The 12,183-nt window shown below is 69.1% G+C and carries 11 protein-coding genes; 2 read left to right on the top strand and 9 right to left on the bottom strand.

The genetic code is table 11. The annotated features are described in order from the left end of the window. Positions 1-243 precede the first annotated feature (243 nt). Positions 244-798 carry a cupin domain-containing protein gene (locus OU996_RS16680; RefSeq protein ID WP_267582730.1) on the top strand — a complete coding sequence of 185 codons (555 nt, stop codon included), beginning with the start codon at positions 244-246 and terminating at the stop codon, positions 796-798. Between the two features lies 1 nt (position 799). On the opposite strand, the gene OU996_RS16675 is transcribed toward OU996_RS16680, so the two are convergent. From OU996_RS16675 to OU996_RS16655, 5 genes are all read right to left on the bottom strand, one after another. After that, on the bottom strand, positions 800-1,558 hold the full coding sequence (locus OU996_RS16675; protein WP_324290707.1) for an ABC transporter permease: 759 nt from the start codon (positions 1,556-1,558) through the stop codon (positions 800-802). Next, positions 1,555-2,478, bottom strand: a complete 924-nt coding sequence (locus OU996_RS16670; RefSeq protein ID WP_267582729.1) for an ABC transporter ATP-binding protein — start codon at positions 2,476-2,478, stop codon at positions 1,555-1,557. Before OU996_RS16670 ends, OU996_RS16675 begins: the two co-directional genes overlap by 4 nt. Further along, positions 2,475-3,704 (bottom strand): ABC transporter permease, encoded by a 1,230-nt coding sequence (locus tag OU996_RS16665; protein ID WP_267582728.1) that lies wholly within the window; start codon positions 3,702-3,704, stop codon positions 2,475-2,477. The genes OU996_RS16670 and OU996_RS16665 overlap by 4 nt, the downstream gene beginning before the upstream one ends. Then, positions 3,701-4,624, bottom strand: coding sequence for an ABC transporter substrate-binding protein (gene osmF, locus OU996_RS16660; protein ID WP_267582727.1), 924 nt, complete (start codon positions 4,622-4,624; stop codon positions 3,701-3,703). Before osmF ends, OU996_RS16665 begins: the two co-directional genes overlap by 4 nt. 213 nt (positions 4,625-4,837) lie before the next feature. Then, positions 4,838-6,664 (bottom strand): methanol/ethanol family PQQ-dependent dehydrogenase, encoded by a 1,827-nt coding sequence (locus OU996_RS16655; RefSeq protein WP_420712643.1) that lies wholly within the window; start codon positions 6,662-6,664, stop codon positions 4,838-4,840. 153 nt (positions 6,665-6,817) lie between these two features. On the opposite strand from OU996_RS16655, the gene OU996_RS16650 reads away from it, so the two are divergent. Beyond that, positions 6,818-7,312, top strand: coding sequence for a DoxX family protein (locus OU996_RS16650; protein WP_267582726.1), 495 nt, complete (start codon positions 6,818-6,820; stop codon positions 7,310-7,312). A 6-nt stretch (positions 7,313-7,318) separates the two neighbouring features. Here OU996_RS16650 and OU996_RS16645 read toward each other — a convergent pair whose 3' ends face one another. The 4 genes from OU996_RS16645 to OU996_RS16630 all read right to left on the bottom strand — a co-directional run bounded on the left by OU996_RS16645 (position 7,319) and on the right by OU996_RS16630 (position 12,176). Further along, complete coding sequence (locus OU996_RS16645; protein ID WP_267582725.1) at positions 7,319-8,560, bottom strand: CaiB/BaiF CoA transferase family protein; 1,242 nt, start codon at positions 8,558-8,560, stop codon at positions 7,319-7,321. Positions 8,561-8,698: 138 nt separating this feature from the next. Further along, on the bottom strand, positions 8,699-9,664 hold the full coding sequence (locus OU996_RS16640) for an ABC transporter substrate-binding protein (RefSeq protein ID WP_267582724.1): 966 nt from the start codon (positions 9,662-9,664) through the stop codon (positions 8,699-8,701). A 27-nt stretch (positions 9,665-9,691) separates the two neighbouring features. Next, positions 9,692-10,687, bottom strand: coding sequence for an ABC transporter permease (locus OU996_RS16635; protein ID WP_267582723.1), 996 nt, complete (start codon positions 10,685-10,687; stop codon positions 9,692-9,694). After that, complete coding sequence (locus tag OU996_RS16630) at positions 10,680-12,176, bottom strand: sugar ABC transporter ATP-binding protein (protein ID WP_267582722.1); 1,497 nt, start codon at positions 12,174-12,176, stop codon at positions 10,680-10,682. The genes OU996_RS16635 and OU996_RS16630 overlap by 8 nt, the downstream gene beginning before the upstream one ends. Positions 12,177-12,183: the final 7 nt, after the last annotated feature.

Raw genomic sequence — 12,183 nt, 5'->3', positions numbered from 1 at the left:
AGCACTGTTAGGGCCTGACCACTGGCATGCGGCCTATCGCTGTAGCGAACATAGGGTTCTCATCGGGCCACGCGCGGTCGGCCATTGCCTTTGCCCAATTAGTCGCGTGAGCGATCCGTGGCCGTGCAGCGGCGGCCGATGCTGCGCTGCGTCTTGATCGCCGCCCGGCAGACGTCATCATGCTGGCGCGGCCGATACGATACAGGCGGGCGAGGGTCCGCCTCCGGCAGGGAGAACGAGACGATGAGCGATGATCCGCACGATCACTCCCACGATCACTCCCACGATCACTCCCACGAGCACGCGCAGGATCACGCGCTGGACCAACCGCACGATCCTGAGCACTGGAAGCATCATGGCGTGCGGGTCATCAAGGGCGACCGGTTGGACGCCAACACCGCCCAGACTCCCGGCATGTTCCGGCAGGCGGCGATCAACCATGCCCGCGTCGGGGCGCAGAAGATCTGGGCCGGCACCGTCACCATCCAGCCGGACGCCAAGACCGGTGTGCATCACCATGGCGCGCTGGAGAGCGTGATCTATGTGGTTCGCGGGCGGGCACGGATGCGCTGGGGCGAGCGACTGGAATATGTCGCCGAGGCCGAGGCGGGCGATTTCATCTTCGTGCCGCCCTATGTGCCGCATCAGGAGATCAACGCCGACCCGAACGCGCCGCTCGAATGCGTGCTGGTGCGCTCGGACAATGAGGCGGTGGTGGTGAACATCGCCGATGTCGAGCCGGTGGAGAAGCCGGAGGCGGTCTACTGGGTCGACCCGATCCACAAGGCGCCGGAATAGCTCAACCGCCGGTCGCGAGGCGCCGTTCCAGCTCGTCGAACCACAGATCGGTGGCGATGGCGAACAGGCCGACCAGCAGCGCGCCCTGCACCACATAGGCCGGGTTCGAGCCCGACAGTCCCTCGATGATCGGTGAGCCCAGGGTGAGGGCGCCGACCGTCGAGCCGATGGTCGCGGTGCCGATATTGAGGATCACTGAGGTGCGCACGCCCGACAGGATGACCGGGGCGGCGAGCGGCAGTTCGACCGTGAGCAGCCGCCCGCGCGGGGAGAGGCCGAGCCCGTCCGCCGCCTGCAATGTCGCGGCCGGAACCCCGCCGAGGCCGGCAATGGTGGCGCTGACCACGGGCAGCAACCCATAGGCGATGAGCGCGATCACCGTCGGCGCGCCGCCATAGCCGATGGCCGGCACGGCCAGCGCCAGCACGGCGGTGGGCGGGAAGGTCTGGCCGACGGCGGTGAGCGTATCGACCGGCCCGGCGAAATCGCGTCCGGCCGGGCGTGTGACGAACACGCCGATGCCGACGCCGACGATCACCACGACAAGGCTGGCGGTCGCCACCAGCGCCGCATGGGACAAAGCGAGCTCAAGGAAGCTGGCGCGCGTGTAGAGCGGGCGGGCGAGATCGGGAAACAGCCCATGGAACAGCGGTGCGCTATGGGGCAGCAAAAGCAGGGCGGCGGCGAAGGCAAGGCTGGCCCACAACGCCGGGGAGCCGGCGAGGCGCGTGGTGCCGCTGCGGCCCGCCAGCGCGTTCATGGCGCCACCACATCGGCCAGCGCTAGCGCGCCGCGCCGTCCGCTGGCGTCGACCACCGCCAGCCGATCGGTGCCGCGCGCCACCATCTGCGCGAGCGCGGCGTCGAGCGGCGCTTCGGCTTGGATCGGCTCGCCCTCCACGGTGGCGTCGAAATCGGTCCGCTCCGCCACGCGGGTGACCTGCAGAAGCCGCAGCCCCCGCTTCGGGCCACCGACGAAGCTCTCCACGAATCCATTCGCCGGGCGGGTGAGGATGTCGCGCGGGCTGCCATGCTGGATCAGCCGGCCACTGTCGAGCACGGCAATCAGCGAGCCGAGGCGGATGGCTTCGTCAATGTCGTGGGTGACGATGATGATGGTCTTGCCGGTGCGGGCCTGGATGTCGAGCAGCGCCGCCTGCAGGCCATCGCGCGTCACCGGATCGAGCGCGCCGAACGGCTCATCCATCAGCAGGAGGTCGGGATCGGCGGCCAGCGCCCGCGCGACGCCGACGCGCTGCTGCTGGCCGCCGGAGAGTTCGTGCGGGCGGCGGTCGCGATAGGTGTCGGGATCAAGCCCGACCAGCGCCAGCAATTCGTCCACGCGCTGCGCGATGCGGGCGGCGGGCCAGCCGAGCAGATCGGGCACGGTGGCGATGTTGCGGGCGATGTTCCAGTGCGGGAAAAGCCCAATGGACTGGATGACATAGCCGATACGCCGGCGCAGCGTGACCGCCGGCAGGCTCGCGGCGTCCGTGCCGTCGATCAGCACCCGTCCGCCATCCGGTTCGATCAGGCGGTTGATGAGGCGCAGCGTGGTGGATTTCCCGCAGCCGGAGGGTCCGACCAGCGCGCAGATGGCGCCGGTGGGAACGGTGAGGGTGAGCTGGTCGACGGCCGTGGTCGGGCCGAAGCGCTTGGTCAGGCGATCGAGCACGATCATCCGCGCACCCTCCGTGTGACGAGCGCACTGACGCTGCGCAGGGTGAAGTCGGCGATGAGCGCCAGGGCGATGGCGGAGAGCGCGCCGAGCAGGATGAGATCGGTCGCGGTCTGGCCGAGCCCCTGGAAGATGAAGGCGCCGAGCCCGCCGGCACCGATCAGCGCGGCCACCACGGTGAGGCCGATGAGCTGGACGACCACCATGCGCAGCGCCGCGAGCAACACCGGCGCGGCGAGCGGCAGGCTGACACGCCACAGGATCTGGGCGTCGCTCAGCCCCATGCCGCGCGCTGCGTCGATCACGGCGGGAGGAACCGAGGCGAGGCCGGTGAACGTGCCTCGCGCCACGGGTAGCAGGCCATAGAAGGTCAGCGCGATGATGGCCGGGGCGGCGCCGATGCCGCTGATGCCGAGATCGCGCAGCAGGGGAAACGTGCCGGCCAGCGCCGAGAGGGGCCCGATCAGCAGGCCGAAAAAGGCGATGGAGGGGATGGTCTGGACGAGGTTGAGCGTCGCGAAGATCGGCTTGCGCCAGCCGGGACGGCGCAGCGCGGCGACGCCCAGCAGCGCGCCGAGCGGCACCGCGCCGGCGAGCGCGCCGCCGACCAGCCCGATATGGCGGGCGAGCTCGCCCCAATAGGCGGCGCGCCGGTTGGCGAATTCGCGGGCGATGGAGAGGTCGGACAGCGCGCCCGACAGCGCCAGTGCCAGCAGGGCGCCGGCGACCGCAAGGGCGATCAGCGCCGGTCCGGCTGCGCGGGTGCTAAGCCGGCCGCTCGCGTCCGCCAGCGCGAAGCCGGCGCCGGCGGTGACGATCCAGAAGGCGGCGCCGAGCGAGGTGCGGGCGACCGGCCCACTCGCCGCCGCGACGAGGCTCGCGGCCTGTGCCGCCGCCGCCACGCCGCCGACCAGCAATAGCGCGGCAAGCGTGGCGACGAGGCGATCCCGCCACGGCGCCGAGCGCACCAGCGCCGCCGCGCCCAGCGCGACGACCAGCGCCGCGATCAGCAAGGCTGTGGCAGGCTCGACCGCCTGCCACAGGGCGACCGGCTTGCCGCTGACGATGCGGTTCGCCGCGACGGAGACAAAGCCGAGGCTGCCCAGCGCCACCACCATGCCGGTGACGATGAGCACCAGCAGGGGATTGGCGCGCGGCGGCGCCACCGAGGGCCGCGGCGTTGCCGCCGCGACCTTGGCAAGGGCGATGCCGTCGCCGGCAAGACTCACTTCAGCAGGCCTTTCTCCGTCAGATAGGTTTTGGCCACGGTGCGCGCGTCCTGCCCCTCAATCTGCACCTTGGCGTTCAGCGCCTGCAGCGTCTCAAGGTTCAGCGTCGCGAAGGCCGGGGCGAGGAGGGTGGCAATCTGCGGATATTTCTCCAGCGTCGCCGCGCGCACCACGGGGGCCGGTTCATAGACCGCCTGCACGCCCTTGGTGTCGGTGAGCACCTTGAGGCCCAGCGCCGCGATGCCGCCATCCGTGCCATAGACCATGGCCGCGTTGACCCCCGACGTGCCCTCCGCCGCCGCCTTGATGGTGGCGGCGGTGTCACCGCCGGAGAGCACCAGAAGCTGGTCAGGCTTCAGCGTGAAGCCATAGGCGGTCTGGAAGGCGGGAAGCGCGGCCGCGCTCTCGACGAACTCGGCGGAGCCGGCGAGCTTCACCTTGCCGCCCCCGGCGACCCACTTGCCGAAATCGTCAAGCGTCGCCAGCTTGTTCGCCTGCGCCACGTCGCCCCGCACGGCGATCGCCCAGGTGTTGTTCGCCGGGGCGGGTTGCAGCCAGACCAGCTTGTTGGCGGCGTCCAGTTCCTTGGCCTTGGCATAGGCGGTGTCCGCCTTCTTCCAGGCTGGGTCCGCGTCGATATTGAAGAAGAAGCCGGCATTGCCGGTATATTCCGGGTAGATGTCGATCTCGCCCTGGATCAGCGCGGTGCGCACGATCTTGGTCGGGCCGAGCGAGAGGCGCTCCTTCACCGGCAGGCCGCCCTGTTCCAGCAGCAGGGCGATGATGTTGCCGAGGACCGCGCCCTCGGTGTCGATCTTGGAGGCGACGGTGATCGTGTCGGCGGCGCGGAGCGGGGCCACGGCGCCAAGGCCAAGGCCGGTCGCCAGCGCGGCGACGGCGAGAACACGGCTGATGCTCATTGTCGATTCCCTCATGCGCGTCGTCATCCCGCGCGTCCCCATCGTCCCTCAACGGTAGAGTCGAGCCGCTGTTCCCACAGCCTACGCGACATTGTACGGCCTGAGAGGCGTTATCGTTACCGTAACGCAAGAGCATCGGCCGGGGAGGCGCCGCCTGCGCCGCCCCGTTCATTATGCCGTGTCTGAAGGTCTCTGGCCGCGATTCGCCGTTGCTCAGCGGTCCGGCAGGGCGAAGACGGTGAGCTGGCCGCCCAGCGCGGTGTAGCTGGAGAGCGCCGCATAGGCGTCCTTGGCGCCAGAGCCGGCATTGGGATCGGTCAGCCCGGCGGCGAGGCCGATGCCGGCCCAGCCGCCGACGCCGGAGAGCACCGCCACATATTGCCGGCCGCGATGCTGATAGGTCATCACATTGCCGACGATGCCGGAGGGCGTCTTGAAGCGGTAGAGTTCCCGCCCCGTCGCGGCATCCACGGCCTTCAGATAGCCTTCCAGCGTGCCGTAGAACACCAGCCCGCCAGCGGTGGCGAGCGCGCCGGACCAGACGGAGAAGCGTTCCGGCACCTGCCAGACCACGCGGCCCTTCAGATTGTCCCAGGCGATGAAGCGGCCGGTGCGGCCTTCCGCGCCCGGCGGCGGGTACATGGTCAGCGTCGCCCCGACATAAGGCTGGCCGGCGGCGTAATCGACATGGAACGGCTCGTAATCCATGCAGAGCTGGGTGCCCGGCACATAGAACAGGCCGGTGACCGGCGAATAGGCCGCCGGCTGCTGGTTCTTGGCGCCGATGGCGGCCGGGCAGATGCCGGAATAGGTGACGTCCTCGCCCTCGGCTTCCGTGCCATAGCGCGGGTCGCGGATCGGCCTTCCATAGGTCGGGCTCGCTCTGTCCATGTCGATGCCGCGTGCCCAGTTCACCCCTTCCGCGAAGGGCGCGGCGACCAGCAATTCGCCGGTGGCGCGGTCGAGCGTGTAGGCGAAGCCGTTGCGGTCGAAATGGGTGAGCAGCGGCCGGGGACTGCCGTCCACGGCCTGATCGGTCATGATCATCTCGTTGACGCCGTCATAGTCCCATTCGTCATGCGGGGTCATCTGGTAGACCCAGCGCGCCACGCCGGTATCGGCGTCGCGGGCGAAGATGGCGGAGGCCCAGCGATTGTCGCCCGGCCGCTGGGTGGGGTTCCAGGTGCCAGGATTGGCGGTGCCGTAATAGATGAGGTTCAGCCGGGGATCATAGGAGAACCAGCCCCAGGGCGCGCCGCCGCCGAGGGTCCATTGCTCGCCCTCCCAGCTTTTCAGCGAGGAATCCGGCCCGACCGGCTTGCCGAGTTCGGTGGTCTTGTCCGGGTCCACCAGCATTTCGGCATCCGGGCCGGTGGAATAGGCCCGCCAGAGCCGGGCGCCGTCCTTCAGCGCATAGGCGGTGATGTGCCCGCGCGCACCGAACTCCGCCCCGGCAATGCCGACGATCAGCTTGTCCTTCACCGGCATCACCGTGGCGGTGTTGGATTCGCCGTGCTTGGGATCGCCATCGGCCACGTTCCAGCGCACCGCGCCGGTTTTCGCGTCGAGCGCGACGACGGTGGTGTCGGCCTGCGCGAGGACCACCATCCCGTCCGCATAGGCGAGGCCGCGATTGACCAGGTCGCAGCACATGATGCCGGCAACGTCGCGCGTCTGCTGCGGCTCGTAGCGCCACAGGATACGGCCGTCTTGGTCGAGATCGAGCGCGTAGACGATGTTCGGGAAGGGCGTGTGGACATACATCACCCCGTCCACCACCAGCGGGCTACCCTCATGGCCGCGCAGCACGCCGGTGGAGAAGGTCCAGGCGACGCGGAGCTGCCCGACATTGGCGGTGGTGATCTGGTCGAGGCGGGAATAGCGCGTATTGGCGTAGTCGAGCGTCTGCAGCACCTGCATGGTGGGGTCGGCGCTGCGGGCGAGCACATCGTCATTGGCGCGAGCGTGGCCCCCGGCCAACAGCGCGAGCCCCATCGCAAGCGCGGCGAGCCTACCCCGAAGCGTCCCGGATGCTGTCATGCCCGGCTCCCCTTGCCGATGGCGCGTGAGCCGCGCCCCCGCTTCGATAACACGCCCGCCCACCCGGCCGGCAAGATCGCGCTGGGGAAGCGGGCGGCGTTTCCGTCATGAGGCGGCGGGCGATGTTGACACTATTAACATTCGGCGCCACTCATGCCTGCCTCATCCTTTTGCCGCGTGGCTGCCGTGCTGTTCTTCGTCCTTGTCGGTCTCGCCAGTGGGCTTGCCTATCTCGTCCAGACGCTAGTGCTGCCGGCCGCTGATGTGCCGCTCGCCATGGCGTGGGGGCTGGCTTTCGGGCTGGTTTTCGCCGCGGTCGATCATCTGCGCACGCCGGAGCGCTACCGGGCGATGCTGCCCGATCTGGTGCCTTGGCCGGATTTCGTCATCGCCTTTACGGGTCTGTGCGAAATCGCCGGCGCGGTCGGGTTGCTCCTGCCGCCGACCCGGCTTCTCGCCGGCTGGATGCTCGCGCTCTATTTCGCCTGCGTCTTCCCGGCGAACATCCGCAACGCCGTCGCGGGGCTGGCGGTGGACGGACTGCCGGGCGCGCGCTTGTACTATTGGGTGCGCCTGCCGTTCCAGCCGCTCATCATTTGGTGGTCGCTGTTCGCCGGCGGCGCCACGGGCTGGCCGTTTGCCGCCTGAATTCCGCTAGATGGCGCCGGCCGCGCGCAGCCGCGCCCGCTCGCTGGCGTCGATCCCCAGCAGATCGGCCAGCACCTCATCCGTATGCTGCCCGAGCAGGGGAGGCGGCAGCGGGGCGTCCATCGGCGAGTCGGCGAGCCGCAAGGGCGAGCGCACCCCCGCCGCCATGCCGCCCAGCGCGTGCGGGATCGACAGAGCGAGCCCGCGCGCCAGCGCCTGCGGCTCGGCGAAGGCCTGGGCGATGGTGTTGATCGGCCCGGCCGGAATGCCGGCAGCGTCGAGCATCGCCAGCCACTCCGCCGTGGTCTGCCGCTTCAGCGCCTGCGCGACGACCGGGATCAGGCTGTCGCGATGCGCCACGCGCCCGGCATTGGTGGCATAGCGCTCATCGCCGGCCAGTTCCGGCAGTTCCGCCAGCCGGCAGAAGCGGGCGAACTGCGCGTCATTGCCGATGGCGAGGATGAGATGGCCATCCGCCGTCTCGAACGCCTGATAGGGCACGATATTGGGGTGGGCATTGCCAAGTCGGCGCGGGGACGAACCGCCGACAAGGAAGTTCAGCGCCTGATTGGCGAGGCTCGCCATGGCGACATCGAACAGCGCCATGTCGATATGCTGGCCGCGCCCGGTGCGTGCGCGCTGCTGGAGCGCGGCGAGGATGGCGATGGTGGCGTTGAGGCCGGTCAGCACGTCGATCAGCGCGACGCCGACCTTCTGCGGCTCGTCCTGCGGGCTGCCGGTCACCGACATCAGCCCCGCCATGCCCTGGATCATGAAGTCATAGCCCGCCCGCCCCGCTTCCGGCCCGTCCTGCCCGAAGCCGGTGATCGAGCAGTAGACAAGGCGCGGGTTGAGCGCGGCGAGGCTCGCATAGTCGAGGCCGTAGCGCGTGAGCCCGCCGACCTTGAAATTCTCCACCACCACATCGCTCGCGGCGGCAAGGCGCCGGATCAGCGCCTGCCCGTCCGGCTGCGCCATGTCGATGGTGACGGAGCGTTTCGAGCGGTTGGCGCAGAGGAAGTAGGCGCTCTCGCGGGTCGGGTTGCCGTCGCCATCGGCGAGCCAGGGCGGGCCCCAGCCGCGCGTATCGTCGCCGCTGCCGGGCTTCTCGATCTTGATGACCTCGGCGCCGAGATCGCCCAGCGCCTGCGTCGCCCACGGCCCCGCCAGCACGCGCGAGAGATCCAGCACGCGAATGCCGCTGAGGGCCGGCGAGCCGACCGTTTCGGTGTCCGTGGCCGTTTCCATCCCGACTCTCCCGCGTCACGTCGACATTGACGATGCGGTCCTAGCGCACCTTCGCGCCAAGGGCGATGTGGTCAGGAAGAGACGCCACGACCGCTGTCTCCTCGCAAGCGGCCGCGGCGTTGGGGTTCGGGTGCCCGCTCAGAACGGGCTGTTCGGGAAGTAGAACTGCGCGGCGTTGGCGGGGGTTATGAGCGTCGAGCCGATGATGAAGCGGCCATAGACCGGGGTGTCGGAGACGAAGCGCAGCGCGGTGATCTCCAGCGCGCTGGAGATGAGCGCCGGCGGGTAGGTGACGTCGGCGGGGAGCTGGGGATCCTTGTCCATGATCCGCTTGATGATCTCCTTCATGCCGGCGCCGCCGACAATCCACATCTCTTTCTGCCGCCCGGCCTGCGAGATCGCCTCCAGCACGCCGATGGCCATGTCGTCATCGGCCGCCCAGACCGCGTCGATCTTCTTGTGCTTGGACAGGTAGTCCTGCATCACCGAAAACGCCTTGTCGCGGTTCCAGTTGCCGTGCTGCATGTCCAGGATCTCGATGCCCGAGCCCTTGATGGCGGCGGTGAAGGCATCGACGCGCTCATTGTCGAGCGTGGTCGGGATGCCGCGCAGCACGACGATCCTGGCGCCGGGCTTGAGGTTCGCCTTGAAATACTCGCCGGCCACGCGGCCGAAGGCGGTGTTGTCGCCGGCGACATAGAGATCCTCAATGCCGGCCTGGGCAAGGCCGCGATCAACCACGGTGACCCATTTGCCGGCGTCCTTCACCGCCTTCACTGGGCTGGTCAGCGGCTCGGATTCGAAGGGCAGCACCACCAGCGCGTCGATGTTGCGGGTGGCCATCATGTCCTCGATGTCGTTCACCTGCTTGCCCACGGCGCCGGCGGTGGCGAGCACGAAGTCAAGGTTCGGGTAGGTCGCCTTCAGCCGCTTGATGGTTTCCTGCGCGTGCCAGTTCAGCCCGCCCATGAAGCCGTGCGTGGCCGAGGGGATCGAGACGCCGATCACCGCCTTCTTGCCCTGCGCGGCGGCGGGCGTGGCAAGGCCGGCGGTGGCGGCCGCGGCGGCGATGGCGCCCGTGGTGAGGAATGTCCTGCGTTCCATTGTTGTCTCCTCCCGTTTTTTCCGCTCTCAGGCGGATGATTTGCCCCGCTGCAGCACGACAGCGAGGACGATGATGACGCCCTGGATCGCGCCGTTGAGATAGGGCGACACCAGGTCGGCAAGGTTCAGGATGTTGTCGATGAGGCTGAGGATGAGCACGCCAACGACCGTGCCCCAGACCCGGCCATAGCCGCCCTTCAGCGCCGTGCCGCCGATGATGACGGCGGCGATGGCCTCCAGCTCCCACAACATGCCCGTGGAGCCCGAGGCCGAGCCGAGGCGCGGCACATACATGATGGTGGCAAGACCCACGAGCAGGCCGAGCAGCACATAGGTGACGAGGCGGATGCGCTCGACATTCACCGCCGAATAGAGCGCCACCTTGTCGTTCGAGCCGATGGCCTCGCAATAGCGCCCGAAGCGCGTATGGCGCATCGCCACCTGCCCGGCGATGGCGACGGCGGCGAAGACCAGGATCGGCCAGGCGATGCCGAACAGGCCGGAATAATAGACCGGCCGGTAAAGCTGGCGCACCGCGAAATCCAGGCTGATCGTGCCGCCATCGGCGAGCCAGGTCACCAGCGAGCGGAAGATGCCCATGGTGCCGAGCGTGACGATGAAGGGTTCGATGCCGGCGCGCGTCACCAGCAATCCGTTGCCGAGCCCCGCCAGCAGGCCGACGGCGAGCGCCACGCCCATGCCGACAAGGATGAGCGGTACGCCGACGCCCATGGCGGGCAACAGGGCGTTCATGGCGAGGATCATCACCCCGGCGATGAAGGCGGCCATGGAGCCGACCGACAGGTCGAGCCCGCCGGAGGTGATCACGAAGGTCATGCCCACCGCGATCATGCCGATGAAGGCGGAGCGGGCGAGCACATTGGTGATGTTGCCGGCCGACAGGAAATTGTCGTTCAGGAACGCGCCCAGCAGCACCAGCAGGATCAGCGCCAGCAGCGGGCCGAGGGCGGAAAGGCTCGGCAGGCGCAAAGCCGGGGCGGGGCGCGCGGCGGCATCAGACATGAAGGGGCTCCTCCCGGAGATCTTCGGATGTGCCCATCACCAGACGGACGATAGCGGTCTCACTGATGCGTTCGCCAGTGAGTTCGCCGGCAAGGCGGCCCTGCCGCATCACCAGCACGCGGTCCGACAGGCCGAGGATTTCCGGCATGTCCGAGGAGATGACGATGACGCTGCGCCCCTGCCGCGCCAGCGCGTCGATGAAGGCGTAGATCTGGCTCTTGGTGCCGACATCGATGCCGCGCGTCGGCTCGTCGATGATGACGATCTCCGGGTCCGACAGCAGCGTCTTGGCGAGCAGGAGCTTTTGCTGGTTGCCGCCGGAGAGGTTGCCCACCCGCAGGTCGCGGCGCGGGGCGCGGATGTCGAAATCGGCGATGGCCTTGGTCAGCGCGGCCTCTTCCCGCGCTTCCGAGAGGAAGGGCGTGCCGAAGCGGGCGAGATCGGCGAGGGTGAGGTTCTCGCGCAGCGTCTTGTCGAGCAGCAGCCCGCGCTCCTTGCGGTCCTCGGTGAGGTAGGCGAGGCCGTGGCTGGCCGCGTCGCGGACCGAGGGGATGGCGACGGGCTCGCCATGGCGCAGCACGGTGCCGCTGGCGGGGCGCAGGCCCACCAGTCCTTCCGCGAGTTCGGTGCGGCCGGAGCCGACGAGGCCGGAAATGCCGAGCACCTCGCCGCGCCGCAGGGTGAAGGAGATGTCGTGGACAAGGGGCGGGACGGAGAGGCCACGCACCTCCAGTACGACCGCGCCGATCTCGTGGCGCCGTGCGGGGTAGATGTCCTCAAGGTCGCGGCCGACCATGGCGGTCGCCATGCCGTCCTCGCTGAGTTCCCCGCGCATGGCGCGCCGGACCACCGCGCCGTCGCGCAGCACGGTGACGCGGTCGGCGAGGCGCGAGACCTCGTCGAGGCGATGCGAGGTGTAGAGCAGCGCCACGCCCTGCGCGCGCAGGCGGTCGATCTGGCGGAACAGGATGTCGACCTCGCGGCTGGTCAGCACCGCCGAGGGCTCGTCCATGATGAGCACGCGCGCCTTGCGGGCCAGCGCCTTGGCGATCTCCACCATCTGCCGGTCGGAGACGGGCAGGTCGCGGATGCGGGCCTCCGGCCGGATGGTGCTGTCGAGCTGGTCGAGCAGCGCCTGCGTCTCCCGGCGCATCGCCGCGTGGTCGAGGAACAGGCGGCCGATCTCCCGGCCGAGCCAGATGTTCTCGCTCACGGTGAGGTCCGGGGCGAGGTTGAACTCCTGATGGATGACGACGACGCCCTCGGCTTCCGCCTGCGCGCCGCTCACATAGGGGGCAGGGCGGCCATCAAGGCGCACCTCGCCCGCGCTCGGCGGTATGAATCCGCCGAGAATCTTCATGATGGTCGATTTGCCCGCGCCATTCTCGCCGATCAGCGCGTGGACCTCGCCCGCGCGCAGGGCGAAGTCGATGCCGTGCAGGATCTCGATCGGTCCGTAGCTCTTGCGCACGCCGACGAGTTCGAGCACCGGCGCC

Origin of the sequence: Ancylobacter sp. SL191, from assembly GCF_026625645.1 — a bacterium.
In the GTDB taxonomy this organism is placed as follows: Bacteria; Pseudomonadota; Alphaproteobacteria; order Rhizobiales; family Xanthobacteraceae; genus Ancylobacter.
This window is presented reverse-complemented; position numbering and strand designations above follow the sequence as displayed.